The sequence below is a fragment of the Streptomyces sp. NPDC026575 genome (genome assembly GCF_055567415.1).
Genome location: NZ_JBVHQM010000011.1, coordinates 125,573 through 150,759 on the forward strand (window position 1 = coordinate 125,573; position 25,187 = coordinate 150,759).

Here is a 25,187-nt window from a genome sequence, read left to right on the forward strand (position 1 = left end):
CGATCACGCTGATCCCCTCGAAGCGGGTGATCGGCGCACGGTACGACCGTGCCAATCGATCCAGTGCACGACCTCCTACTCGCCTGAGTAGTTGTCCGCCTTCGCCTTCCGGAACTGGCTAGGTGCCGGTTGGCCGTCGGTGGAATGTCTGCAACTTCGGAGCGACGAGCTTCCAATTCGGGGGATCAAACTCGTGACCACGCCTCTCACTCTCACACCGATAGTTGAGACCGATTTCACTTCGGATCCGGAGCGCGAGGGCAAAGTGCTTCGCACTCTGCCGGCCGAGCAGCAACCGCGGTGGAAGGACCACGGTCTGGCTGAACGGTTCAGCAGCGCGCTCAGTGACTTGCCCGGCCTGGTGACCTGGGACGAGGTACGCCATCTGCGGCTGCTCCTCGCCGAGGTCGCGGCCGGCGGACTACAGATCCTGCAGGCGGGCGACTGCGCCGAGGACCCCGCGGATTGCGTTCCCGAGGTGCTCGGCCGCAAGGCCGGCATGCTCGACGCGCTGGCCGGGGCGATGCAAGCCCGAACCGGCCTGTCCGTGGTGCGGGTGGGTCGGATCGCGGGTCAGTTCGCCAAGCCCCGCTCCGCCGACCTGGAGCGGCACGGAGAGCTCGAACTGCCGGTGTTCCGCGGCCACTTGGTCAACGATCCGCAGCCCGATCCGCAGCTGCGCCAGCCGGATCCGGCGCGCCTGCTCGCCGGCTACCGGGCCGCTCATGCCGGAACGGAATTCCTGCGCCGACTCGGCGGTGCCTGGGGTCTGCCGGCCGCGGCACCTGTGTGGACGAGTCACGAGGCCCTCGTGCTGGACTACGAGCTGCCGTTGCTGCGTCGTGGTCAGCGCGGTTTGCTGCTGTCCTCGACGCACTGGCCGTGGATCGGGGACCGCACCCGCCAGTTGGACGGTGCACATGTGCAGCTGCTGGCCCGGGTCGAGAATCCGGTGGCCTGCAAGGTCGGTCCGACGATGACACCCGCCGAGCTGACTCAGCTCTGCTCGGTCCTGGACCCGGCTCGTACGCCCGGCCGACTGACGCTCATCTCCCGGATGGGCGCGGATCGGGTCGCGGAGTTGCTGCCGGCGTTGATGGCCGCTGTCCGCGACGCGGGGCATCCGGTCATCTGGCTGTGCGATCCGATGCACGGCAACACTCAGCGCGGCCCCTTGGGCCGCAAGACCCGCCTGCTGACCAGCGTCACGCGCGAAGTGGAGCTCTTCCAAGAGGTGGTCGCCGCAGAGCACGTGGTCGCAGGGGGGCTGCACCTGGAAGCCACGCCGGAGAACGTCCGTGAATGTGTGGCGGACGAGTCGTATCTCGATGACCTCCTCGACCCACTGGGCTACACCACCCTCTGCGACCCGCGCCTCAACATCGACCAGGCCGTGGCAGTCGTGTCGGCCTGGCGTCGTTGAGCGACGCGACCACCGTCCACAGAACGACGACCGGCCGCTGGACACCTTTTGGGGCCCCAGATCAGCCTGATCGGTGCCCGTAGCTGCTGGTGAGCGGCGTCCAGCAACAAGACCACCGCCGAGCGTTTCCGAGCCGCCGTCGAACAGAGCGACCTCGCGGCCCTGGACGACCTGTTCTCCGACGACATGCGCCTCTACAGCCTCGCGAAGTCCAAGCCCCTTGAGGACAAGCAGGCGATCCTCGGCCTCTTCGGCGTCCTGATGCGCACCTTCGAGGACTTCCGTTACGTCGCCCAGTACACCGGCGCCGCTGCGACGAGCGCCGATGGCACCGAGGCTCCCTCGGAGGTGCTGGTCTTCCGCGGCGCCGTGGGCGGCGAGGAGATCCACGGGATCGATCAGCTGCACTTCGGGAACGACGGCCGGGTCAAGGAGTTCAGCGTCTTTGTCCGGCCGCTGTCCGGCGCCGGGCACGCCAACGACTGGCCGGTCCGGCGTACGAGGCCCGGTCCCACACCGGTCACCGCGGCACCCTGTTCAGCTCCGAGCCCACGCTCGGATTCGCACCTGCCCGGTTGTTCGACATGACGACCGACATCAACGATGGCGCTGACCGAAGGACGATCAATGCCCACCAAAGAGCTATGGACCCTGGGTGCTGCCCACCCGACGCAGAGCGCCGGGGCCGCGGAACGAGCTGAGGCGGAGGGGTTCGACGGCATCGTCTTTCCCGACAGTCAGGGCATTGGCGGCGATCCCTATGTGGCCATGGCCATCGCCGCTCACGTCACCGATCGCATCCAGCTCGGCACCGGCGTCACCAACCCCTACACCCGCCATCCCGCCGTGGCCGCCGGCGCCATCGCCAGCATCCAGGCCGAATCGGGCGGCCGGGCCGTGCTCGGCATCGGCCGAGGCAACTCGGCTCTCGCGTTCCTCGGCCTTGCCCCCGTACCGCTCGGTATGTTCGAGCGCTACCTGACCCGGGTCCAGGGTTACCTGCGCGGGGATGGTGTCGAGATGGACCGCCCGGCAGAAGGCATGCGCTCGTCGAAATCACTGGCCCTGGGGACGGCGCCGCCGGAGAGCCGGCTGCAATGGCTGCCCCGCCCCGAGCCCAAGGTGCCTGTCGACGTCGCCGCCACCGGCCCCAAGGTGATCGACTTGGCGGCTCGCCTCGGCGACCGGATCACCTTCACCGTCGGCGGCGAGGAGGAGCGCATCCGATGGGCCGTGGACACGGCGCGCGCCGCTCGCCGCCAAGCCGGCCTCGACCCTGATGAGATGTCCCTTGGGTGCTTCGTGAACATCGCCGCTCACCCCGACATCCACACCGCCCGCGATCTGGTGTCGGGCTTCGTCACTGTCATGTCCCGCTACGCCGTGCTGCACGGAGAGACCACCGGGCCGCTCTCCGACGACAACAAAAAGGTCCTCCGCGACATCCGCGACTCCTATGACATGACCAAACACACCCAAGCGGGCACCGCCCAGGCGTCGGTGCTCACCGACAACTTCATCGACAGCTACGCCGTGGTCGGCCCACCAAAGGACTGCGTGGCCCGGCTGGAGGCGCTCTTCGCCTGCGGCCTCGACCGCATCATCCTCATCCACGGTTCACCGGGAGCCGACGAGGCGGAAATGGCCAAGGCCCGCCGCTACCTGGTGGAGGAGGTCGTCCCGGCGCTCCGCTGAGACGGGGCCGAGCCACAGCGCAGGACAAGATGTCGGCGGCGGCCCCCGGCTTGGTAAGCCAGGAATACCAGTGACTTAAGGCTTTTGGTTCTGCGGGGCCTTGGTCGGTGGATTGATGGGAGCGATGCGGTAGTGCGGGGCGATGCTGACGGCTTCGGCGCGGCCTCGGGACGGTTGGGGCCAGAGCCGGCGCTTGGCGCGCTCGACGCCGAAGTCGGACATCTTGCGTGTGACGACACGCGCGTTGGAACGTTTGTGGCGGACGGGTAGGAGGTGGCGGGCAGTGCCCAGGCGCTGCAGTGAGGACGCGGCGAAGTTCTTGACGGCGTTCGGCCGTCCGTCATACCCGGTGAAGCCGCCCTCGACGGTGCGCAAGGCGCCGAACGCGACGTTGGTGAGCGCCTGTTCGCGGGCCGCGCCGGTGGCGGTGCGCAGCACCTCGTTGATCAGCAATTCGTTGTGGCCCATGCCGTAGAAGAAGTCGCCGGTGTCCAGCAGGGTGATCCCCGCTTCGAGGGCGGCGTGGATCGTGGCGATGGACTCGGCACGGTCGGCGTCGCCGTACAGGGCGGACATGCCCCTGCAGCCGAGGCCGAGCGCGGAGACCTGGGGGCCTTGGGGGCTGAGGGTGCGGGTGCGCATGGCTGCTCCTTGGGGGCGCTGTATCGTCCGAGCCATGACCAAGAGCCGCAACAACCTCCTCGGCGTGGGCGGGCAGCGCAAGAAAGCGTCCCGCGCCGACCAGCTGGGCCCCGGCGCCGTACGCACGGCAGACCGTAAGGCGGCCGACGACCGCAAGCAGGACCTGGCGGCCAAGATGCGCGAGCGCGCGCTCGGCAAGCAGAAGGCCGACGAGGAAGACAAGGCGTCGTAGAGGAAGACAAGGCGTCGTAGAGGAAGACAAGGCGTCGTAGAGCAAGGCAAGGCGTCGTAGAGCGAGACATGGCGTCCTAGCGGAAGGCAGGGCGCAAGAGGTGAAGGCCCGTAACTCCTCGGGGAGTTGCGGGCCTTCACCCTGTCCGCCCGTCTGCGGGCCCGGCACCCTCAGACCGCCCTGCGCGGCAGTCGCAGGCTCAGCAGCACCGTCAGCGCGACCGTGCCCAGCTGGACGAGCAGCGTGATCAGCAGGGCGTCCCGCATCCCCGAGCCGGGCAGCAGCGCGAGGAAGAGCGAGCCGAGCGTCGCCACCCCGAGCGCCACGGACGACTGCAGGGTGGTGATCATGACGCCGCTGCCCACGCCGGCCCGGTGCGCGGGCACATCCGAGAGCACGATGCGGAAGATCGTCGGCTGTTGCAGTGACGTGCCGAGTCCGGCGAGCGCGACCCCGGGGGCCAGGTCCGCGATGCCGAGCCCCGGCCAGTTCCGCCAGACCGCCCCCGCGATCAGCGCGACTCCCACCGCCTGGATCAGCCCGCCGGCCGACACGACCCGGCTGCCGAACCGTGCGGTCAGCCGCGGTCCCGCGAGGGAGCCGCAGAAGAACAGCACCGCCATCGGCGACAGGGCGAGCCCCGCCTCGACGGGCCCCATCCGCAGCCCCTGCTGCAACGCCACGGCGAATACGAACATAAAGCCGCTGAAGCCGAGCATGAGCGGCAGGATCAGCGCAAGTCCCCGGCGCAGCGCTACCGATTGGAACAGGCTCGGCGGTACCAGCGGAGTCCGGCCCGCCCGGTCGGCGCGCAGCTCGACCCGGCAGAAGGCGGCCACGGAGACCGGGAACAGCGCCAGCATGACCCAGGTCCACACCGGCCAGCCCGACGCCCGGCCCTCGGTCAGCGGCAGCAGCAGGGTGATCAGGGAGGCGGCGAGCAGCAGCGTGCCCGGTACGTCCACCGACGCGGGCTGTGCGCTGCGCGTCTCCGGGACGGAGCGCGCCGCGAGGATCAGACCGAGCAGGGCGACCGGCACGTTCACCAGGAACACTGCACGCCAGCTCGTGCCCGCGATGTCGGCCGCGACGAGTACACCGCCGAGGATCTGCCCGGCCACCATGGAGAGCCCGGTCATGGCACCGTAAAGGCCCATCGCCCGTGCCTTGCGCGGACCTTGGGTGGTGGACTGGATGGTGGCGAGCACCTGCGGCAGCATCAGCGCGGCCGCGGCGCCCTGGGCGACCCGGGCCCCGACCAGCGTCCAGGCGTCGGGAGCCAGACCGCAAGCGAGCGAGGTGAGGCCGAAGGCGGCTATGCCGGTCAGGAAGAGCCGGCGGCGTCCGACCGTGTCGCCGAGGCGGCCGCCCAGGACGAGGAGTACGGCGTACGCGACGCCATAGCCCGCGACGACGAGTTCGAGCAGGGCGGGGCCCGCCTGGAGATCCTGGTCGATGGGGGGCAGGGCGACGTTGACGATGAAGAAGTCGATGACCGGCAGCGCGGCGCCCAGCAGCACGGTGAACAGCCCGAGCGGGCTTAACTCGGGCGCTGCGGAGGTGTGTTCACGTGGACGGAGAGGGGCAGTGGGAAGGGAGGCGGGAGGACGGGGCGACGCAGTCGATTCACTCACGGCGTCTACGATCCCCGCCTCGTTAGCCTGGTACCAGAGTGGCTCCAGAGTGTCTTTATCCCGGTATAAGAAGTACCTGGTAACGGGCTGAGGCATACGGCACCCTGGCAGTATGACGACTATGGCGCACAGTCCGGTGAGCGTGTCCCAGGCCGCTGCGCGCGGCCCTCGGACCAGCGGGAACGGGCCGGGTGCCGAGGTCGAATCGCCTGAACTCGCCGTTCGCAGGGCGGAGTTGGCGTCCTTCCTGCGAAGCCGTCGCGAGCGCATCACCCCGGATCAGGTGGGCCTGCCGCCGGGCCGCAGGCGCCGCACACCGGGGCTGCGCCGCGAGGAGGTCGCCCAGCTCGCCGTGGTCGGGGTCACCTGGTACACCTGGCTCGAACAGGCCCGGGACATCCAGGTCTCCGGACAGGTCGCCGACTCGATCGCCAGGGCGCTGCTCCTCGACTCGGCCGAGCGCACCCATCTGTTCGCGCTCGCCGGTGTGGCCGATCCGCAGGCCGACCCGCAGTGTCCGGCGCTTTCGCCCGCGATCGAGACGATGCTGCGCCAGCTCGAACCCTATCCGGCCGCGGTGATCAACAGCCGCCTCGACGTGCTGGCGTACAACCGCACGTACGGCAGTCTCGTCATCGAATTCGACCAAGTCCCGCTGGAGGACCGTAACTTCCTGGTGCTGAGCTTCCTCTACCCTGCCTGGCGCAAGGGCATGGTCGACCAGGAGACGGCGACCAAGGTGGTGGCGAAGTACCGCGCGGCGATGGTCGAGCACATGACCGACCCGCTGTGGAAGGGCCTGGTGGCGCGGTTGCAGCGGGAGTCGCCGGAGTTCTGCGAGGTGTGGGACCGGCACGAGGTGCTGCAGCCGGACCAGCCCCCCACCAAGTTCCTCACCACCGACCTGGGCCTGATGACCTTCGACTACACCCGGCTGTGGCTGGGCCCGCGCATCGGACCGCAGCTGGTGACGTACACACCGTCTGACGAGGCCACCCGGGAGCGGTTGACCATGCTGTACGAGCGAGTGCGCGGCAAGGACTGAGGCCGCGCCGCCGGTCACGGGCGTCGGCTACTGGCGAGGCTGGGGCGGCTGTTGGAGCTGCTGCGGGGGCTGGGGGTAGCCCGGGTCCCGCCGTGTCTGTGGAGTCCGAACCCGAGCGCCTCCCCGACCCTGTGCTCGATGCTGCCGGACGGCGTCCGGGGTGCAGCGCGGGACCGGCCCCGGCGGGAGCGAGGGAGCGGTTCTGCCAGGCGCTGGCTGCCATCTCCGAACGCGCGGACCTGCCCGAGGACCAACTCACCGCCCGCTTGCGGACCTCGCTCCTGGACTTCGCGTCGGAGACCCCCGACAACAAGGACGCCGCTCAGCGCATCGCGGTGCTGCGCAGGGGGAAGCGACAGCGAGCGGCGCGCTTGTGCGTCGGCCGCTCGGCGGTCGCCTTCGCTCGGGTGGTGTTGAGTGCCGATGGCTGTCCTGTCCCTGGCTGTGTGGTGGCGGAGTTCCCGGACCTGACCCAGGACGAGTGGGATGCCGTCATACAGGTCACCGGGCGGGCTCTGCTGGCTTTCGAGGGGGAGCCGGCCAGTGAGGAGAGCTCACGCCCCGTGTATCCCCGAGGCGCCAGAACCTCGAATGGCCCGCCGGTGTAAGGGAGTTACGTCGATAGGTGACCCGGTGCCGCTGTGTTCGGGGGAGGGGCTCGTACGCGGTTGCTATGGGGATGGTGTAGATCTGGAGCGCGATCAACACAAGGGGGATGGGGATATGACCGGGAATCAAGGGCGCACCAAGAAGAAGAGCCAGTTCACCTGGTCGGACTGGATCGAGGGGGCCGTGCTGCTGGTGACGGCCGTCTTGTTTGTGCTGTGGTTGGTCAAGTAGCTGGTGGCCGGTCGCTGGGAGTTCGCTGTGTGAGCGGGTGCCGGTGCCGCTTCGATTGCGGGGCCGCCGACCTGGTCAGGTGTCCGCGGTGGCCGTTTGGTGGTGGGGGCTCTGCCGGCCGGAGGTCGCGCGTTCGTTGCGGCGGGTGCGGTTCTCCAGGCGGCCCCCCCAGAGCGCAGCGAGGAATCCGATCGCGCCCAGAGCGGCGCCGACCCGTGCGACCGAGGCGAAGCCGAAGCCGAACGCGGTGATGGCGCACGACAGCCACAGCTGCGGGCGGGCCATGGCGGGTCCGGGCTTCGGAGGTGTGGCGGGCGGGGTGGGGATTTGCAGGGGTGATCGTGAAGTCGTGGGGCGGCCGGTCTCCGTCACCCTTGCGCCCGCACCCCCAACACACCTTTCGCCATCCCGCCACTGGGCAAACGGGTGACCGTGTGCCGGCTCCCGTGACCGGGGCGGGGGTAGGTCTCGTTGCCCTCCCCGAGAGGGCGGCGAACGTAGCCGCGGCGGCGGTGCCGCCATCGACGTCCGAGGGAGTGCCATACGGGTTCGCGACGGGATTTATCGAGGTCAGAAGGCTTGCTTAGGGACGCTCATGGGGCGCTTTTCGGCGTACGCCGAAGGGGCGGCGAGGGGCTTCGCCGTCGGCCTCGAAGGGTGCTTGAGGGTCGCGTCGGAAGTGTCGACGCGGGCCTGTTGGAGGCTTCCTCCGTGGTCCGACACGGGGTGCATGGTGAGGTGAAATACCAGAATGACTACTCTCGGTGTGCGCATACTCTCGATAAGTAGTCAAGTCAGGTCTCCATCTACATGTTAGAAGGATCAAGGGTTCCATGCGCAAACTTCAGCAAGTCGCGATTGTCGTCGCCGCGGTCGGCGCTCTGTCCACCTTCGGCGCGGGCGTCAGCTTCGCCGACGGCGGCCCGCAGGTCACCGCCTGGGCCGTTTCGCAGTCCGCGGCGGGTGCCACTGCGCAGGGTGGCTCCCCGCACGGCGGCTACGGCGGCTACGGCGGCCAGGCCGCTCCGCAGGCTGTCACTCCGCAGGCCCCTGCCCCGCAGGCCGCTCCGCAGCCGGCCCCCCAGCCCCAGGCCCCGGCGCCGCAGGTCGCCCCGCAGCCGGCTCCCCAGGCGCCCGCGCCGCAGGCCGCCCCGCAGCCGGCCCCGCAGCCGGCCCCGCAGGCTGTTGCTCCGCAGGCCCCCGCGCCGCAGGCCGCTCCCCAGCCGGAGCCGCAGGCGTCGTACCCCAAGGACAAGGACAAGGGCGGCGACAAGCACATCGACCTGAAGCAGATGACCTCGTGCCGGTCGCACGACCTGAACGTCGACATCCTCGGCCAGGTCGGAGTGCTGAACGGCGCCCTGGGCAACGCCCTCAACGGCGAGGGTGACCCGGGCGGGCAGCACACCAAGCAGGGTTCGAGCATGGGTTGCAACAACAACGCCATCGGTAAGTAAGGAGAAGGGCCCCGGTGCCCGAGCCACGCGCTCGGCGCCGGGGCCCTTTTTCCGTCCCCCAAGGTCCTGGCGCGGCCGGTTCACGGCGCAGGGCGCCCGGGCATCGATCACAAAGGAACGCGGTACATGTTCAGTGGGAAGAAGATCGCAGTCGTCTCGGCACTTCTGGGCGGCCTCGCCATCACCGGCGCCGGCATCACCCAGGCGTACGCCGAAACCGCCACGGGCGGCTGCGAGCACACCGCCGAGGGCCACGCCACCTGCGTCGAAAAGCGCCAGGACATCTACACCACCAAGGACGGCAGGCGCGTCATCCAGCAGCGCAAGAGCTGCTCGTCGAGCGCCCGGCAGCACGTGGTGTGGCCCGAGAACGGCCTGCTGAACAACGGCGGCACGGACGTCGGCCCGGAAGTGGACTGCTCCAACCGGGTGCCGGGGCCCAGGAACTTCAAGCTGCCCCACCTCGGTTTCTGAGGGTCGGGTGGTGGGGCGGTCGACCGGGCCGGGGTGATCCCGGGCTGGGTTCCACGGTTGCCCGGCGGGCCGGTCGTGCACCGGCAAGCGGGTGACCGCCCGTCCGCCCTTCCCCCTTCCGCGACCTCCGTATCACCGGCCGGGCCGCCCTCGCTCCCCGCGGAGCGAGGGCGGCCCGGCGTCCTGCCGAACACCGGTCGAGGCGGCGGGGATTCCTCCCGATGGCAGGGGGAGGGCGGCCGCGGCGGCCCTGATGCGCGGCCGCGGCCCCGGCGGCCGGCGGGGGCCTCTCACCCTCGCGGCCGTCACCGGGTGCGGGCACACAGACCTCTGCTGATGATGTCGGCATGGGGCTTCAAGAGGACAAACACGAGTCAGCGGGCGCCAGCAGCGGTGCCGCCAATCCCGGGGCATCGCCGGGGATCGCCACGTGCTCGGAGGTCGTGGACGGCCCCCATGGTCCCGCGACGAAGGTGGGCACGGTCTTCGTCAGCGGTATGCACAGCGGCCCGAACCCATCGCCGGGGCTGAGCGTGGCCCGCTCGCTGCGCCTGGCCCGGCCCGACCTCCGGATCGTCGGTCTGGACTATTCGCGGGAGAGCTCGGGACTGCACTCGGGGCTCCTCGACGACCTGGTCTGCCTCCCCGCGTGGCGCGAGGCGCACCTGGCCACCTGGGTCGAGCAGATGGACCGCCTTCTGGAGCCCGAGGACGCGGTCCTCATTCCCTGCCTGGATCTCGAAGTCCGGCTGCTGGCACGGGAGCTGGGCTCCCATGACCGGGTCCTGGGACCCCCGAAGACCGCGCTGGAACTGGTGGGCAAGCCCCCCGTCGAAGCGGCCCGGCGGCTCGGGCTGCGCGCCCCGGAGCACGAGACCGACACCAGCTGGCAGGCCGTCGACCGGTTCATCCGCCGTTCGCCGTACGGGGTGTGGGTCAAGGGCCAGCACTACGACGCGTACCGGGCCCACACCGCCGGGGCCGCGCTGGCCATGGGCGATGTCGTCCAGCGGACATGGGGCGGCAACTGGCACCTGGAGGCCCATGTGGCCGGCCAGGAGTGCAGCATCGCGTTCGTGGCGCTGGACGGCCGGCTGCTGGACGCGGTCTTCATCACCAAGGCGATGGTCACGACCGAGGGCAAGACCTGGGCCGGCGAGGTCGCCGAGCTGGACCCGGCCATGCGCGGCCGGCTGGCGGAGCTGCTCGCCGACGCGATGTGGAGCGGCGGCGGCGAGCTGGAGCTGATCCGCAGCTGGAGCGGCGAGCTCACGCTCATGGAGATCAACCCGCGACTGCCCGCCTGGATCCACGGCGCCTCCGTATGCGGCGCGAACCTGCCCGCCGCCCTGGTCACGGGAGAGGCCGCCGATCGCGGCAGACGGCTCACACCGGGCTTCACCCGCGTGGTGGAGGAGATCCCGGTGCACCCGGACCTGGGCATCACGCCCATCGCCTGGGTCGCGGGCGGGATCTCCCGGCCGGGCGACAAGCGGCATTCCGGAATGCCGTCACTGGGCCAGCGGTGCCTGGTCCCGCCCACCAGCGACGAGGAGCCGATCGACGGCCACCCGAACCTGACCGCGCCCGCCGCACACGCCGGCGGACCGGCCGAGTGCGCGGGAGCGGCCGAAACGGCGGAGATGGCGCAGCGCACGGGCGTGGTGGGAGCGGCCCGGCCCACCGAGTCGCCGGCCGGGTCCGCGGACGAACGGGACACGGGCGGGGGAGGAGCGGCGGGGCTCAGGGAAGGTCCGGCCGGGCGTACGGGAGGGCCGGCCGCGCGCAGCGAGGCGTCGGCCGTGCGCACCGACGGCTTCGAGGAGCTGCTCGATCCGCCGGGGAACGCGGCCACTCCCTACCGGCAGATCCTGCTGCCCCTGTTCACCGAGCGGGTCCGGGCCCTGCGGGAGGAGGTCGAGGGAGTCGGCCGGGTGCTCCTCGCGCACAGCGTGAAGACCTGCCCCCAGCCCGCGGTACTGCGGGAGGCTGCACGGCTGGGGATGGCCGCGGAGGCGATCAGCCTGGACGAGCTCCAGGCGGCCGAGCGGCACGGCCTGGCGCCGGAGCGGGCGATCCTCAACGGGCCCGCGAAGTGGTGGCCCGCCACCGACCGGGTGCGCTGCTTCGCCTTCTTCGCCGACTCCGTGGCCGAACTGAGCAGACTCCACTCCCTGTTGGACGACGGCTTCCAGCTGGAGGCCGAGGTCGTCGGGGTCCGGGTCGCGCCCGCCGGGCTCGTCAGCCGGTTCGGCGTCCCGTTGCACGAGCGCGACACCATGGAGGAGACGTCCCAGCTGCTCGGCTCGCTCGCCGAGCGGCTCGGGGCCGGGTGGGGGATGCATTTCCACTTCGCCCAGAGCGTCCTGGGCGCGCCGCGCTGGCAGCGCGAGTGCGTGGCGGCGCTCAGTGCGGCCGATCCGCTGGCGGACCAGCTCGGCCGGCCCCCGTCCGTACTGGACTTGGGCGGCGGGTGGCACGTCGACGACCTGCCGTATCTGCGCCCCTCGCTGGAGTACGTGCTCGCGCACGGGCCCGCCGCCGCACGCGAGGGGGACCCCCTGCTGGTACTGGAGCCGGGCAAGCTCCTCACCCAGCCGTCGGCCGCGGTCGTCACACAGGTCCTGGCACGCCGGGCGTCGCACCGCGGCTACGACATCGTCGTCGACGCGGCCGAAGGCGATATGCCCGAGGCGCCCTTCCATCCGCACCCCGTGGCCCGGTTCGACGGCTCCCGCTGGGTGCCGCTGCGGCCCGGATGGAGCTGGATCCTCGGCCGCTCCTGTATGGAGCACGACGTGCTCTCGGTCCGGCTGGACCTCACCGACGTGCAGGAGGGCGACCACCTCGCGTTCGGCATGTGCGGCGGCTACGACACCTCGATGGCCTACGACTTCGGGCGCGGGAGCGCGCCGCGGGAACTGGGGCAGTGATGAGCGGATTGATCGCAGACCTGAAGCGGTTCGACCGGATCGGCCTGTCCCAAGTGGCCAGTCACGCCAAGGCGTGCTGCCAGATGGTCAGACACAGCGTGTTCGCCCAGCTCACGCACTTCGGGGATACGGGGACCGCGCTCGCCGCGGTCCCCGGGCTGTTTCGGTGGGGGCCCGTGCCGTGGCCGACGCACTGGTGCGACCTGGTGGACCACGGCGACCTCATCGGCGACTGCGGGGTGCACGCCGATGTGGCGGCGGCGCTGCTGACCCGGAAGTCCGTACCGCACACCCGCGCCCGCGCCGCCGTGCTGACCCCGCCGATGGCCCCCGAACACTGGCGGGCCGTCTGGAACGAGGCGCAGGTCAGCGACGCGTGGATCGGACGGACCGTGGTCTACCACGAGGTGCTCCGGGTCGGGGACCGCTGGTGGGACCCGAGCGACGCCCGCTGGTTCTCGGGGGCGGGCGCGCACACGGGGAGCGGGCATGTGCTCGCCCTGCGCGAAGAGGGCGGACCGTGGAAGCTCGCCCCGACTCCGGTGGACGAACTGACTTCTGCGGTCGAGCCGATGCCCGACGACCCCGGTGCCTCGCCGGCGCCGCAAGCCCCAGAACCTGCGCACGCCGCCGCGTCGGCCCCGGCCGCCGCCCCGCCCTCGACACATGCCCTGCCGCAAGGTGTCCTGCCCTAGGGCAGGACGCGGTGGCGCGCCGCGGCCCGAGCGGCTGCGGCCGCACGTTCCGCAGCGGACACGGCAGCAGCGCACCCGGACCGCCCAGGAGGCACCGTGATCACCCCTGACACATGGAAACCGGCCGCACCCGAGACCACCGCGCAGGCTCCCGCCCGCCCCGGCCCGATGCGCCTGGCGACCCAGCTGGTCCGCAGCTTCGGCCAGCTCAGCCTGCTGACGAACGTCTGGACCGGTGTCCTGTTCATGCTCGCGGTCTTCGTGGGCAACTGGCAGGCGGGCACCTTCGGACTGCTGGGCGCCGTGGTCTCCACGGCGGCCGCGTACGCCATGGGCGTGGAGCGGCGCACCATCGACCTGGGGACGCAGGGCTTCAGCGGCTGCCTGACGGGCATCGCCCTGTACGTCTTCCTGGGCCCCCACCCCTCGACGTACGCGCTGACCATCGGCGGCGCCGTCGTCTGCGTACTGGCCCACTCGGCGCTGACCGCCATGGTGGCGCCCTGGCGGCTGCCGGTGCTGACCGCGCCGTTCTGCGTGGTCGTCGGGGTGGTGCTGACGGCGGCCCCCGCCTTCACCCGGGTCTGGCCCGGCGGCAGTTCCGCGGCGCTGCCGCTCGCCGCGGTGCCCGGCGTCAAGTACACCTGGACCGACCTGTGGCACGGGTTCTTCGCCAACATCTCCCAGGTCGGCCTGTCGGCGCACTGGTACGTCGGCGCGATCATGCTGGTGGGGCTGTTCGTCGGCGGGATCCGCCACGGGCTGGCCGCCGTCGTCGGCAGTGCCCTGGCGGTGGCCCTGTCCTGGGGCCTGGGCGCACCGCCGGCCGGGGTCGCCGCGGGCGTCTACGGCTACAACGCGGTCCTCGTGGCCGTCGCCATGGGCGGTATGTTCCTGGCCAGGACAGTGCCGAACGCGCTCTACACGATGCTGGCGGTGGCCGTCACGACGGTGCTGACGGCCGCTTTGAACGCCTACTTCGCACCGTTCGGCGGACGCACCCTCAGCTGGCCCTTCATCGTCACCACCTGGCTCTTCCTCGCCGCGGCCGCCTCCCTCCCGCAGATCCGGCGCACCGACTGACCGGCTTCCGGCTTCCCGGCAGACACAAGGCGGTCCCGGCGCCCGAGCCGTTGCTCGGACGCCGGGACCGGTTCCCGTCAGGGCCTGCTTACTTGCCGACGCTGTTGTTGCAGCCCATGGACGAACCCATCGTGGTGGACTGCGCACCCGGGGCGCCCTCGCCGCCGAGCAGGTTGCCTCCCAGGCCGTTCGCGATGCCGACCTCGCCGAGGACGTCGACGTTCGTGTCGTGCGATCGGCACGAGCTGCCCTGCTTGATCTCGATCCTGCCGCCACCCTCCTTGCCACCATCGGCATAGGCGGTGCCGGCGCCGAGGATACCGATGGTGCCGAGGGCGGCGGCCACAACGGCGGCCTTGCGAAGCATACGCATGTCAACTCCGGTTAGGTTGAGCGGATTCATCTGTGATGTACCGATTTCGTACAGTTGTGGAGGCTAATACGAAATAACCTGAAGTCGCGTAACGACGCGCCGGATTGTATGATCGAGGGTTCGTAATTCGCCCTGCTCACGCCGCCGACCAGGGCGCGGACCGGCCGCAATCGGCGCGCGGACTCACGGGTTCGGGTGCGGCGAACGGGTCGAACCACTCCGCCGGCCTAGTCGGCTCGCTTTGTGTGAAACCCGTACCTCGCATGCGTTTTTCGCAGGCGTGCGATCAGGTGACCGCCTGGCGTGGAAGTCGGAGCCCGCCTCGCGCGGGTGGAAGGGTGCCCCGTGCAAGCAGCACGCCAACCACTCGAAGTGAAGCAGGAGCCGCTATGCGCCGTGTACTCGTCACCCTTGTGGGAGCCTTCGCTCTCACCGGGGCCCTGTCCCTCCCCGCCCACGCCGAGCCCGGTCCGGGCGTCATCGGCATCCTCGGCGAACCCGCGAGGGCGAACTCCAACATCGGCGGACTGCAGCTCGGTCAGCTGCCGCTGGGGCTGCTCAACCCGCGTTGACCGGCCGAGCGCGGCCGGTGGGTCGGTACGTGCGCCGGAATTCCCGGTGGGCGGCTTCGGCTGCCTGAGTCAGCAACGGTCAGGGCGGCGGTCCGGCTGTCATGTTGGGGGTGCTGCCGGCCGGACCGCCGAGGCGGCGCTCACCCCCGGTCGGGCCCGGTGGCGGCCGCGCATGAAGAACACCTCTCCATAAAATCGAATTGGTGTCACTCGTCAGCAGCGTGCGCGCAGGCACCAAGCTGAATGAGTGATCGAAATGCCGGATTCGTAGCCTTCCTCCTTCTGTCTCGTTGAGTGATGTGCGGTCCGCGGCTGTGACCGCACTGTCAAGGAGGAGTCACGTGATCAAGAAGGTCATTGCCGCTTCGGCTGCCACTGGCGGCCTGCTGCTCGCCAGCGCGGGCACGACCGTCGCCGACACGGGTGCCCAGGGCACCGCCGTCGGCTCTCCCGGCATCCTGTCCGGCAACCTGCTTCAGCTGCCGATCCACATCCCGACCAACGTGTGCGGCAACACGATCGACATCGTCGGCCTGCTCAACCCCGCCTTCGGGAACAAGTGCGCCAACATCGAGGCGTCGTCCCACGCGCGGCACCACCACCACAAGGCGCCGAGGCAGCACATGCAGCAGGGCGGCGGCCAGGCCAAGCCCTCGGCGCACAGCCACCGTTCGTCGTCGGCGCACCAGATCGCCGCGCAGGAGGCCGGGCACCGCGCGCTCCACGAGGTCGCGGCGCCCGCCGCCCGCCCCGAGCTGGCGCACACCGGTTCGGAGAAGGTCAGCCTGGCGGTTCCGGCCGCCGCCAGTGCCGGTCTGCTCCTCGGCGGCGTTCTGCTCTACCGCCGGGGCCGCCGCGCCGCCGCCCGGGGCTGAACGCGGGCGGTGACAGGCCATTTCGAACTGTCGCCGTACTGTGCGTGAATATGGGGCCCGGAGCAGTCAACGGGCCCCATATTCATATGACTTGGCGGGCCGCTCCGGTCCGTTGCCGTCCCGAAGAGGGCCCATGTCGAGACCACTGCCCACTGTGAAGACGCCGTGGCCGGGAGTCCAATGTCCGCACGGTGGCAAACGGGTGACCGCGTATCGGTTCCCGTGACCGGGCCGGGGGAATTCCCGTTGCCCCTTGGGAGAACAGCGAATGGGTCCGTGGGCTGCAGCCGGAAATCGCTTCCATGTGATACCGGGGTGGCCGGCGCCGACCACGCCGGCAGTGTTGTCCGACGCGCATTTCATACGACATCAGATTTTCCGTGTAACAGGTAATGAAGGGCCGAGGGTTCCATGCGCAAGCTTCACCAGGTCGCGCTCGTCGTCGCAGCGGCCGGCGGTCTGTCCGCCGTCGGCGTCGGCGGCAGCTTCGCCGACGCTCCCGCCGGGTACGGCGGTGCCACCCCACCCGGTGCCCCGCAGCAGGACACCCCCCAGGCCGCCGCCTGGACCGCCTCGCAGGCCACTTCGCACGCTTCCGGTTCGCATGCCGGTCCGCAGCAGGCCGCTGCCCCGCAAAGCGCCCCGCAGCAGGCCCCGGAGGTCTCCCCGCAGGTCAACCCGCAGCTCAACCCGCAGCTCTCGCCGCAGGTCTCGCAGGTCCTGCCGCAGGCCCCGAGGGATCAGAACAACCTCTTCCGCCCGTACCAGGAGTGCAGTCCGCAGACGCTGCTCGACGCGGACCTCCCGATCGGTGTGCTCGCCAACCCGCAGACCCGGGGCATCACCTGCACCCAGAACAACACCCAGGCCAACGCCTTCGCCTCCTCCTCCGCCTCCGCGCGCTGAGGCGGCCGGGCCCGCCGCGCGCGTCGCCCGGGCACGGGCCCTCCGGGGGAATCCCCCGGAGGGCCCTTTTGCGTGCGTGCGGCCGCCGCCGGGCCGGCCGGAGGCCCTGAACTGCTAGGTCAGCGGGGGGACTTCCGAGCCCTCGATCGTACAATCGGCGCGTCGCTAACTTATATGCAGACATTTCGTATTAGCCTCCGTAACTGTAAGAAGTCGATCGGTCACTGATCGCTTCCGTTCAATCTTCCGGAGAGAAAAAATGCGCAAGCTTCAGAAGGCCGCCGTACTGGTCGCCGCTATCGGCAGCATCGGCCTCCTCGGCGCCGGCACCGCCCACGCCGACGGCGGGCAGGGCAGGGGTGGCAAGTTCGACATCAAGCAGGGCAGCTCCTGCCGGTCGCACGACCTGAACGTCGACGTCCTCGGCGAGGTCGGCATCCTCAACGGCCTGCTGGGCAACGCGCTCAACGGCGAGGGCAGCCCGGGCGCGCAGTCCACCACCATGGGCTCGTCGATGGGTTGCAACAACAGCGCCTTCTGAGCACCGAAAGTCGTGTAGTCACACGAATCGGGTCCCGGTATCCGGCCGAAAGGCCGGTGCCGGGGCCCTTTTTGACGTTCGGCCATATTTCCGTGGAGTGGCAAATGGGTGACCGCGCACCGGTTCCCGTGACCGGGCCCGGGGGAATGCCGTTGCCCCTGGGAGAGAACAGCGAATGGGCCTGTGGGGCGCCGCCGGGAAACGCTCCTCCCTGGTGCCGGGGTGGCCGGCGGCGGCCGCGCCGAAAGTGTTGTCCGACGCGCATTTCAGAGGGGAGGCGATGGGATGGGCCGTCGGCTTCGAGGAAGCGTGGGAGGGCAGCGCTGCGAGTGCCGTCGCCGACCTGCGGAAAGTTTCCACCGTGGTCCGGATCGGGGTGCGCAGGGCGTGAACCCGGAATCGCCACCGCTGGTGCCCGCAGGGCAGAAATAAGTAATCAGATTTCCATGTATAGGTTAATGAAGGGCCGAGGGTTCCATGCGCAAGCTTCACCAGGCATTGCTCGTCGTCGCAGCGGCCGGCGGTCTATCTGCCATCGGTGCCGGCGTCAGCCATGCCGACGCTCCCGTCGGGTATAACGGCGCCGCCCCGCCCCCCGCTCCGCAGGCGGCTCCGGCTCCGGCTCCGCAGCAGTACGCCCCGCCGGCCCCGGCCCCTGCTCCCGCCCCCCAGCAGTACGCCCCGCCGGCCCCCGCTCCGGCTCCGGCTCCGCAGCAGTACGCCCCGCCGGCCCCGGCCCCCGCTCCGGCTCCGCAGCAGTACGCCCCGCCGGCCCCGGCCCCCGCGCCTGCTCCGCAGCAGTACACGCCCCCGGCTCCGCCCCCGGCTCCGGCCCCGGCTCCGGCCCCGGCTCCCGCCCCGCAGCAGGCCCCGCCCCCGGCTCCGGCCCCGGCGCCCGCGCCGCAGCCGGCCGCCCCGGCCCCCGCACCCCAGCCGGCCGCTCCGGACCCCGCCCCGCAGCAGCAGTCCGCCCCGCACCACGACACCCACGCCACCGCGACGGCCACGTCGCGCGGTGCTTCGCAGGCCGCCGTCACGGAAGACGCCCCGCAGCACTCGGCTCCGCAGCAGGCCGCTCCGGCCCCCGCCGCGCAGCAGTCGGTGCCGCAGATCGTCCCGCAGGTGGTCCCCCAGGCGGCGCCGCAGGTCACCCCGCAGGTCGCCCCGCAGGTCGACGTTCCGCAGGTCGTGCACCCGCAGTCCGTCCCGCACGCCGCCCCGCAGGTCAACCCCCAGGTCAACCCGCAGGTCAACCCGCTGATCAACCCGCTGATCTCCCCGGACGTCCCGCAGGTCTCCCCGTTCGGGCTCGGGCGGCTCGCGGCGGCACCGGTGGGACAGGTCGATCTGCCCCGCATGTCCTGACCGTTCGCGGACGGTCCGGCGTGGTCCCGCCCCCCCCGAGCACAGCGACGCGGGGTGGGGCCGCGTCCGGCCGCCGTGCGACGTCTGGCGGGGTCGGCGCGAGCCACCGCCGTGGGGCCCTCGCCACCGCCAGCCCGCTTCCCGTAGGGCGTCCCTCGGGAGCAGAACCACCTCCTCGGCCCGTACCAGGAGTGCAGTCCGCAGACGGTGGTTGAGGCCAGCGTCCCGATCGGAACCGCTCACGAGCGGTGCGGGTTCCGGTCGGGCTCTCGTTACTGTCAGTAGTAGGTCTTCGCGGATCGCATCCGCTCAATCTCCGGAGAAGAAATGCGCAAGCTTCAGAAGGTCGCCGTCCTGGGTGCCGTCCTCGGCAGCGTCGGCGCCCTCAGCGCCGGTACCGCCTTCGCCCACGGCGAGTCGAGCGCCCACGACATCGACGCCAAGCAGGGCGCCTCGTGCCGGTCGCACGATATGAACATCGACGTCCTGGGATCGGTCGGGGCGCTCAACGGCACGCTGGGCAACGCGCTCAACGGCGAGGGCAGCCCGGGTGCGCAGTCGTCCCACCTCGGCGCCAAGATGACCTGCAGCAACAGCGCGTTCTGAGCGCAGGGCGGTCGCGTACGTCACCGGAAGGGGTTCCGGCGCCGGGCCACGGGCTCGGTGCCGGAACCCCTTTGTCGGTCTTCTCCAGGGCGCGGTGGGGGTCAGCCCCCGATCTGAGGCATCGATTCGCCGTCCTCCGGCGCGGTGTTGGAGCAGGTCATGGCGGGGCCGATCCGGGTGGAACCGGTGTTCAGCAGGCCGTTTGCGGGCATCGTCACGGGCGTTGACGACAGGCAGTCCTGCGCCTGCTTGACGGTGTACTTGCCGTCCTGGCTGGTGTGGTCGGCGTTCTTCTGGGCGCAGGAGACGTTGCCCGTGAGGTCGCGGGTGCAGCTGAGCGGGGCCCCTTCGGCGTATGCCTGGGAGATGCCGGTGACGGCGAGGCCGCCCAGGAGCACCGAGACGGCTGCGATCTTCTTCCGACTGAACATTGCTGTGTTCCTTTGTGGTTGTGGCCCGGGTGCCCGTTCTGCGCGAATCCGCGCTTCCCGGGCCCTGAAGAAGCCGGGAAAAGGGTCCCGGCTCCGGGCCGGTGGCGCCGGATTCCGGGACCCGCTCCCGCGTTACTTGCCGACGCTGTCGTTGCAGCCCAGGGACGAGCCGATCGGGGTGGACTGCGCGCCCGAGTTGCCCTCGCCGTTGATCGCGCTGCCCAGCACGCCGTTGAGGACGCCGACCTCGCCGAGCACGTCGACGTTCAGATCATGCGACCGGCAGGAGTTGCCCTGCTTGATGTCGATCCCGCCGCCCTTGCCGCCGTCGGCGTGAGCGGTACCGGCGCCGAGGAGGCTCAGGCTGCCGAGGGCGGCGACCAGGACGGCTGCCTTCTGAAGCTTGCGCATTTCTTCTCCGGAAGATTGAACGGATGCGATCAGCAATTGATCGACTTCGTACAGTTACGGGAAACTAATACGAAATGTCCCATCGTTGCGCAGCGACGCGCCGGGTGTGAAAGGCGGAATATCGGGCGTCGGTCCGGGAGTTGTTCCTCGTCCTGGGTGGATCGGGGTGCCGGGGGGCGAAGTGGGTGTGGTGCGCGGGGCGGGCCGCTCGTGCGTCAGTGCCGCACCGTGCGCGGTCCGTTCGGTGCCGCCGCATGCAAACGGGCTCTTCGGGGGGAGTCCCCCGAAGAGCCCGTGACGGCGTCGCGTACGGCTGCCCCGGCGAAGTCAGCCGGTGAAGGCGTGGTTGAACTGGCCGCAGCTGGTGTCGAAGTTCTGCGGGACGGCGAGCACGCCGATCGGGAGGTTGTTGTCGAGCACCGTCTGCGGACTGCACTCCTGGTAGGGACGGAAGATGTCGTTCACCCGCGGCCCGTTGCTGCCGTGGGCGTATGCGGTGCCGGCACCGGCACCGATGGCGGAGAGGCCGCCGGCTGCTGCTGCGGCGACGACCACGACCTTCTGAAGCTTGCGCATGGAACCTTCGGCCCTTCGTTACCTGTGCATAGAGGCTGATTGCCTACTGTGACCGTACGAACACTAGCAGTAGTCGTCTGAAGGGTTCCACTTCGCTGTACGCCATGTTGTCGAGCCGGGGAGGGGGAAAGCGGGCGCCTGGAAGAGGAGTTCGCGGCGCACCGGCGGGGATGCGGTGCCGGCGGCCGCGCGGTCGCGGGGGTGCGGCGGGCGTCAACTGCGGTGCGGCCAGGGCGGTGGGAGCGACTCGGCCCCCGACCGGCGGTGCGGGTCGGGGGCCGGGCGGGGCGTCAGCTGGTGGCGAGCGGACGCTTGCCCTGCAGGTCCTCGGAGTCGTACGCGCCGGGGTTGCCGGACAGCTTCAGGGTGAAGGCGGTGAAGACCTTGCGGCCGTCGACGGTCTTGGGGTCCGAGAGCGTGACGGTGGCCTTCAGCGGCTTGTCCAGGCAGGTCTCCAGGCACCAGGTGCCGGTGACCTTGCCGGTGCCGACGGCCTTCTTCGCGCCCCACTGCTGCCAGTTGACCTTGCCGATCGAGGTGAACTCGGAGAGCACCAGGTGCGCGGGGCTGCGCTCGGCGCGGCCCCGGTCCGCGTTCTCCTCCCCGTAGTGGTTGACGACGTAGGGCGTGCCGGCGGTACGGGCGATGCCCACGGTGTGCGCACCGCTCCGGTCGCCGGTCGCCGCCTGCGCCGTGTGGGCGGTGGCGAACATGCCGAGGGCGGCGACTCCGGCCAGGGCGGCACCCATGACCGCCTTCCTGCGCCGGTTCGTGGGCAGCGTGCTGTTCATGACTCTCGTTCCGTTCTCTGGGAATCGGTCGGCGGTCAGAAACTACGAGCGGCGCTTCTCGGGGATCTGTCGATCATGTAACAGCGGTTCATCGACCGCTGTTACATGATCAACACACGTCCGGGGCCGGCCCGGTTGAAGCGCGATGCCGCCCCGGCCCGGGAGGCGGGCCGGAATGGACGTCCGGTCAGCTCCGGCCGTCCAACCGGGTCTTGTGGCCGTCCTTGGTCACCGCGACGCCCTTGGGCACCTCGACCCGGAACCTGGCGTCGCACAGCGCGAGGCCGGTGCATCCGGCGTCGATGTCGAGGGTGTCGCCCTTGAGGGTCCACTTCAGGTGCACGGTGCCGGCGGCGGAGTCGAACCAGCGGGTGACCTTGATGTCCTTGCGGTCGGCGGCGACCAGGTCGGTGGCGACCTCGTGGGTCTTCACCTTCAGCGACGTACCGTGGTAGGGAAAGCTCTTCGATGTGGGCTTCGCCTGCGTGGCCTCCACGGAGCAGCCGGTGAGGCCGAGGGCGATCACCGCCGCGGCGACGGCGAGCGCGGCGGGGCGCTTCGGCAGGGCGGATGACGACATCGCTTCCTCCAGGGGAGCCAGGGGCACGGGGTGCTGAACTCCCCCGAGGATCGCGGGCCCCGGAGAGCCGCACATCTGCCGTTCGGTAGATATCCGCACCCCTGTCACGGCCGCCGGCGGCTTCGCGGTCAGCGGATAGCGGGCGCGGGCAGCACGCACCGCACCCGCCACCCCGGCCCGTACGGGCCGGCCTCCAGCGTGCCGCCCAGCGCGCCGGCCCGCTCGGTCAGCCCCGCCAGCCCGGTGCCGCCGCGCGGCGGACCGCCCGCCTCCAGGCCGTGCGCCGACCCCCGGGCACCGCCGGTGTCGGCGACCGAGACCGCCACGGACCGGTCGGCGGTCAGGCCGGCGCACACCTCGATACGGCCGGCCCGTGGCGCATGGCGCCGTACGTTGGTCAGCGCCTCCAGCACCACGCGGTACGCGGTGTCCCCGGCCTCCGGCGACAGGGCGTCGGCCACCTCGTCCTCCAGGGACAGCGCGACCGCCGCGGCGGTCATGGAGGCGAAACGGGCGACGAGTTCGGGCAGATCGGCCAGGCCGTGCGGGCGGGTGGGCGGCGGCTCGCCCGGATCGGCGCCGCCCGCCCCGCGCAGCGCCGTCACCGTCCGGTCCATGGATTCCAGGGCCCGCAGACCCGCCTGCTCGATGCGGTGCAGCAGCGCGCGCTGCTCCTCGGCGCCGACGGCCGACGGGCCCTCGCCGAGCTGGGCCGCCTGCGCCTCCAGGACGATGCCGGTCACCTCATGGGCGACGAAGTCATGCAGATCGCGGGCGACTTCGAGACGCTGCTCGCGCCGGGCCGACGCCACCGCATGCACCCGGCGGCCGTCCAGCGACCGCAGATAGAGCCCGACGCCCGTCGCGCAGGCGACCGGGAAGAACGCCAGCGACGCCGCGAAGACCGACTCCTTGAGGCCGGTCTGCGGCGCGTGCAGGGTGAAGCGCAGCGGCAGCAGGACCGCTGCGGTGCCGGTGAGGGCGCCGACGACGCCCACTCGGGGGCCGGGCACCTCGCGTACCACCCGCTCCAGGACGACCAGCAGTGCGGCCCCTTCGAAGGGGAGCCAGAGCAGGGCCGGTCCGGGCTTCCCGAAGGCGGCACAGTCCGCGGTGAGGGAGAGCACCGCGAGGCCGCCCGCCGCCTGTGCGAGGGAGATCCGGCCGGCCGGCCAGGCGCGGATCGCCACGGCCAGCGCCAGCGCGGCCAGGACCGCCGGCAGCCAGGCCCCGGCCCCCGGCGGCGCGAAGACGGCCGGGGCGAGCATGCCGCCCGCGGCCACCGCCGACCACCAACGGCGCCCTCGCCCGCCCCGCACCCGGTCCGTCATGACGGCGACGCCAAGGGCGCTTCCGTGCGGCGCCGGCGTCATGGGGTCCGCCCCGTCGCATAGCCCAGCTCCCAGGCCCGGACCGCGATCCCGACCCGGTTACGCACCTCCAGCTTCCGCTGAATGCTGGCCACATGGGTCTTGACCGTGCCCGCGGAGATGAACAGCTCGCGGGCGATATCGGCGTTGGTCTTTCCCTCGGCGACCTTTCCGGCGATCTCCCGCTCCCGCTCGGTCAGGACCGTGGCGCGGCGGCGGGGGCGCCGCCCGTCCGCGGCGCCGGTGACATGGCGCAGCAGCCGTACCGTGATCGACGGGCTGATCAGGCTGTCCCCGGCCACCGCCGCCCGCACCGCCTCGATCAGCAGCGCCGGACCGGAGCGCTTGAGCACGAACCCCGAGGCGCCGAAGCGCAGCGCGGGGTAGACGTACTCGTCGAGGTCGAAGGTGGTCACGACGACGATCCGCACCGGGTGGGCCGCGGCGGGGTCGGCCAGCCTGCGGGTGACCTCCAGCCCGTCCATCCCCGGCATCCGGATGTCCACCAGCGCCACATCGGGGGCGAGCGCACGTCCCAGCTCCACCGCGTCCACGCCGTTCGCCGCCTCGCCGACCACTTGCATGTCGGGCTGGCTCTCCACGATGCGGCGCATTCCCCGGCGGACCATCTCCTGGTCGTCGGCGATGAGCAGTCGAATCGTCACGAGCCGGAATTCTGCCGCATTGCGGGGCGGCACCGCCCACCGCGGTCGCAGCGGCATCCCTGGGAGGTTCGCCCTCACTTGAGGCCGCTGAGCATCACCCCGCGGATGTAGTGCTTCTGCAGCAGCACGAAGAGCAGCAGGACCGGCAGGATGCTCAGGACGAGCCCGGCCATCATGACGGGGACCATCCGGTCGGGGTCGAGGTAGCTCTGCAGCATCTGGATTCCCACCGGCAGGGTCATCAGCCGCGGGTTGGCGGTGGAGATCAGCAGGGCCCAGATGTACTCGTTCCAGGCGTGGACGAAGGTGAGCAGGGTGAGGGTGACGGCCACCGGTTTCGTCTGCGGCAGGACGATGCGCCACCAGACGGCGAACTCGCCGGCGCCGTCGATGCGGGCCGCCTCCAGCATCTCGTCCGGGACGGCGAGCATGAACTGCCGCATCAGGAAGATCCCGAAGCCCGACACCAGGAACGGGATGACCAGCGCGGCGAGGCTGACGGTCAGGCCCGCGCCGCCGCGGCCGAGCAGATCGTTGCCGCCGGCCCCGGGCCAGTGCACCAGGATCAGGAAGTGCGGGATAAAGAAGAGGAACGACGGGAACATCATCGTCGACAGCACCAGGCGGAAGATCAGATCGCGGCCGGGGAAGCGGAGTTTGGCGAGCGCGTAGCCGGCGAGTGTCGAGGTCAGCAGCGTCGAGCCGGTGATGAGGGCGGTGGCGATGATGCTGTTGCGAAAGAGCAGCGGCAGGTCCAGCTGCCTGATCGCGGCACGGTAGTTGGAGAGGTCGAACGCCTCGGGAAGGAACCGGTAGGGGAGCTTTCCGTAGGTGCCGGGGCCCTTGAACGAGGTCAGCAGCATGTCGAGGAACGGCACGACGGTGAGGGCCGCCCCGACGGCCACCACGGCGTAGGAGGCCCAGGGGCGGCGGTGGCGACGGCGGCCGGCCGGCGGCCCGGATCCGTTCACG

General features: G+C 70.9%; 25 protein-coding genes and 3 pseudogenes. 16 read left to right on the forward strand and 12 right to left on the reverse strand.

The genetic code is table 11. The features are described 5' to 3' along the window. Positions 1-193: 193 nt before the first annotated feature. From ACZ4NB_RS17515 to ACZ4NB_RS17525, 3 genes and pseudogenes are all read left to right on the forward strand, one after another. Positions 194-1,423, forward strand: a complete 1,230-nt coding sequence (locus tag ACZ4NB_RS17515) for a 3-deoxy-7-phosphoheptulonate synthase (RefSeq protein ID WP_467662399.1) — start codon at positions 194-196, stop codon at positions 1,421-1,423. 111 nt (positions 1,424-1,534) lie between these two features. After that, positions 1,535-2,011 (forward strand): annotated as a pseudogene (locus ACZ4NB_RS17520) (nuclear transport factor 2 family protein); the annotation flags it as partial. A gap of 39 nt (positions 2,012-2,050) precedes the next feature. Beyond that, positions 2,051-3,118 carry an LLM class flavin-dependent oxidoreductase gene (locus tag ACZ4NB_RS17525; protein ID WP_467662401.1) on the forward strand — a complete coding sequence of 356 codons (1,068 nt, stop codon included), beginning with the start codon at positions 2,051-2,053 and terminating at the stop codon, positions 3,116-3,118. A 282-nt stretch (positions 3,119-3,400) separates the two neighbouring features. Here the strand turns inward: ACZ4NB_RS17525 and ACZ4NB_RS17530 are convergent. Continuing rightward, positions 3,401-3,760 (reverse strand): annotated as a pseudogene (locus tag ACZ4NB_RS17530) (aldo/keto reductase); the annotation flags it as partial. 34 nt (positions 3,761-3,794) lie between these two features. Here ACZ4NB_RS17530 and ACZ4NB_RS17535 point away from each other — a divergent pair. After that, a complete protein-coding gene (locus ACZ4NB_RS17535; protein WP_467662403.1) occupies positions 3,795-3,992 on the forward strand; it encodes a DUF6243 family protein in 198 nt (65 codons plus the stop codon). A 170-nt stretch (positions 3,993-4,162) separates the two neighbouring features. Here ACZ4NB_RS17535 and ACZ4NB_RS17540 read toward each other — a convergent pair whose 3' ends face one another. Next, complete coding sequence (locus ACZ4NB_RS17540; protein WP_467662405.1) at positions 4,163-5,626, reverse strand: MFS transporter; 1,464 nt, start codon at positions 5,624-5,626, stop codon at positions 4,163-4,165. A gap of 112 nt (positions 5,627-5,738) precedes the next feature. Between ACZ4NB_RS17540 and ACZ4NB_RS17545 the strand changes: the two genes are divergently transcribed. Next, a complete protein-coding gene (locus tag ACZ4NB_RS17545; RefSeq protein ID WP_467662407.1) occupies positions 5,739-6,671 on the forward strand; it encodes a helix-turn-helix transcriptional regulator in 933 nt (310 codons plus the stop codon). A 915-nt stretch (positions 6,672-7,586) separates the two neighbouring features. On the opposite strand, the gene ACZ4NB_RS17550 is transcribed toward ACZ4NB_RS17545, so the two are convergent. Beyond that, positions 7,587-7,796 (reverse strand): hypothetical protein, encoded by a 210-nt coding sequence (locus tag ACZ4NB_RS17550; protein WP_467662409.1) that lies wholly within the window; start codon positions 7,794-7,796, stop codon positions 7,587-7,589. A 548-nt stretch (positions 7,797-8,344) separates the two neighbouring features. Here ACZ4NB_RS17550 and ACZ4NB_RS17555 point away from each other — a divergent pair. From ACZ4NB_RS17555 to ACZ4NB_RS17575, 5 genes are all read left to right on the forward strand, one after another. Then, positions 8,345-8,968, forward strand: a complete 624-nt coding sequence (locus tag ACZ4NB_RS17555; protein WP_467662411.1) for a hypothetical protein — start codon at positions 8,345-8,347, stop codon at positions 8,966-8,968. A 126-nt stretch (positions 8,969-9,094) separates the two neighbouring features. Next, positions 9,095-9,442 (forward strand): hypothetical protein, encoded by a 348-nt coding sequence (locus tag ACZ4NB_RS17560; protein WP_467662412.1) that lies wholly within the window; start codon positions 9,095-9,097, stop codon positions 9,440-9,442. A 347-nt stretch (positions 9,443-9,789) separates the two neighbouring features. Beyond that, positions 9,790-12,375 (forward strand): hypothetical protein, encoded by a 2,586-nt coding sequence (locus ACZ4NB_RS17565; RefSeq protein WP_467662414.1) that lies wholly within the window; start codon positions 9,790-9,792, stop codon positions 12,373-12,375. Further along, on the forward strand, positions 12,375-13,070 hold the full coding sequence (locus ACZ4NB_RS17570; RefSeq protein WP_467662416.1) for a hypothetical protein: 696 nt from the start codon (positions 12,375-12,377) through the stop codon (positions 13,068-13,070). The genes ACZ4NB_RS17565 and ACZ4NB_RS17570 overlap by 1 nt, the downstream gene beginning before the upstream one ends. Before the next feature lie 96 nt (positions 13,071-13,166). Next, positions 13,167-14,153: an urea transporter gene (locus ACZ4NB_RS17575; RefSeq protein WP_467662418.1), complete on the forward strand. Its 987-nt coding sequence runs from the start codon at positions 13,167-13,169 to the stop codon at positions 14,151-14,153. Between the two features lie 88 nt (positions 14,154-14,241). On the opposite strand, the gene ACZ4NB_RS17580 is transcribed toward ACZ4NB_RS17575, so the two are convergent. Continuing rightward, positions 14,242-14,526 (reverse strand): hypothetical protein, encoded by a 285-nt coding sequence (locus ACZ4NB_RS17580; RefSeq protein ID WP_467662420.1) that lies wholly within the window; start codon positions 14,524-14,526, stop codon positions 14,242-14,244. Positions 14,527-14,915: 389 nt separating this feature from the next. Between ACZ4NB_RS17580 and ACZ4NB_RS17585 the strand changes: the two genes are divergently transcribed. The 6 genes and pseudogenes from ACZ4NB_RS17585 to ACZ4NB_RS17610 all read left to right on the forward strand — a co-directional run bounded on the left by ACZ4NB_RS17585 (position 14,916) and on the right by ACZ4NB_RS17610 (position 19,391). Then, positions 14,916-15,098, forward strand: coding sequence for a hypothetical protein (locus ACZ4NB_RS17585; RefSeq protein WP_467662422.1), 183 nt, complete (start codon positions 14,916-14,918; stop codon positions 15,096-15,098). 341 nt (positions 15,099-15,439) lie between these two features. Then, positions 15,440-15,667, forward strand: a pseudogene (locus ACZ4NB_RS17590) (chaplin); the annotation flags it as partial. Positions 15,668-16,384: 717 nt separating this feature from the next. Then, positions 16,385-16,879 (forward strand): hypothetical protein, encoded by a 495-nt coding sequence (locus ACZ4NB_RS17595; protein ID WP_467662424.1) that lies wholly within the window; start codon positions 16,385-16,387, stop codon positions 16,877-16,879. Between the two features lie 259 nt (positions 16,880-17,138). Beyond that, entirely contained in the window at positions 17,139-17,420 is a 282-nt protein-coding gene (locus ACZ4NB_RS17600) for a hypothetical protein (RefSeq protein WP_467662426.1), read from the forward strand. 477 nt (positions 17,421-17,897) lie between these two features. Further along, the gene (locus ACZ4NB_RS17605; protein WP_467662428.1) at positions 17,898-18,785 is read left to right on the forward strand and encodes a hypothetical protein; all 888 of its coding nucleotides are present in this window, start codon (positions 17,898-17,900) and stop codon (positions 18,783-18,785) included. Between the two features lie 327 nt (positions 18,786-19,112). Next, the gene (locus ACZ4NB_RS17610) at positions 19,113-19,391 is read left to right on the forward strand and encodes a hypothetical protein (protein ID WP_467662430.1); all 279 of its coding nucleotides are present in this window, start codon (positions 19,113-19,115) and stop codon (positions 19,389-19,391) included. 101 nt (positions 19,392-19,492) lie between these two features. On the opposite strand, the gene ACZ4NB_RS17615 is transcribed toward ACZ4NB_RS17610, so the two are convergent. The 8 genes from ACZ4NB_RS17615 to ACZ4NB_RS17650 all read right to left on the reverse strand — a co-directional run bounded on the left by ACZ4NB_RS17615 (position 19,493) and on the right by ACZ4NB_RS17650 (position 25,186). After that, positions 19,493-19,822, reverse strand: a complete 330-nt coding sequence (locus ACZ4NB_RS17615; RefSeq protein WP_467662432.1) for a hypothetical protein — start codon at positions 19,820-19,822, stop codon at positions 19,493-19,495. A 132-nt stretch (positions 19,823-19,954) separates the two neighbouring features. Beyond that, positions 19,955-20,233 (reverse strand): hypothetical protein, encoded by a 279-nt coding sequence (locus tag ACZ4NB_RS17620; RefSeq protein ID WP_467662434.1) that lies wholly within the window; start codon positions 20,231-20,233, stop codon positions 19,955-19,957. Positions 20,234-20,560: 327 nt separating this feature from the next. Next, positions 20,561-20,809, reverse strand: a complete 249-nt coding sequence (locus ACZ4NB_RS17625) for a hypothetical protein (RefSeq protein ID WP_393486358.1) — start codon at positions 20,807-20,809, stop codon at positions 20,561-20,563. Between the two features lie 290 nt (positions 20,810-21,099). Continuing rightward, positions 21,100-21,600 carry a hypothetical protein gene (locus ACZ4NB_RS17630; protein WP_467662435.1) on the reverse strand — a complete coding sequence of 167 codons (501 nt, stop codon included), beginning with the start codon at positions 21,598-21,600 and terminating at the stop codon, positions 21,100-21,102. A 187-nt stretch (positions 21,601-21,787) separates the two neighbouring features. Next, positions 21,788-22,180 (reverse strand): hypothetical protein, encoded by a 393-nt coding sequence (locus ACZ4NB_RS17635; RefSeq protein WP_467662437.1) that lies wholly within the window; start codon positions 22,178-22,180, stop codon positions 21,788-21,790. Between the two features lie 128 nt (positions 22,181-22,308). Continuing rightward, positions 22,309-23,511 carry a sensor histidine kinase gene (locus tag ACZ4NB_RS17640; RefSeq protein WP_467662439.1) on the reverse strand — a complete coding sequence of 401 codons (1,203 nt, stop codon included), beginning with the start codon at positions 23,509-23,511 and terminating at the stop codon, positions 22,309-22,311. A 38-nt stretch (positions 23,512-23,549) separates the two neighbouring features. Beyond that, positions 23,550-24,215, reverse strand: a complete 666-nt coding sequence (locus ACZ4NB_RS17645) for a response regulator (protein ID WP_467662441.1) — start codon at positions 24,213-24,215, stop codon at positions 23,550-23,552. Positions 24,216-24,289: 74 nt separating this feature from the next. After that, on the reverse strand, positions 24,290-25,186 hold the full coding sequence (locus tag ACZ4NB_RS17650; protein ID WP_467662443.1) for a carbohydrate ABC transporter permease: 897 nt from the start codon (positions 25,184-25,186) through the stop codon (positions 24,290-24,292). Between the last annotated feature and the right edge of the window lies 1 nt (position 25,187).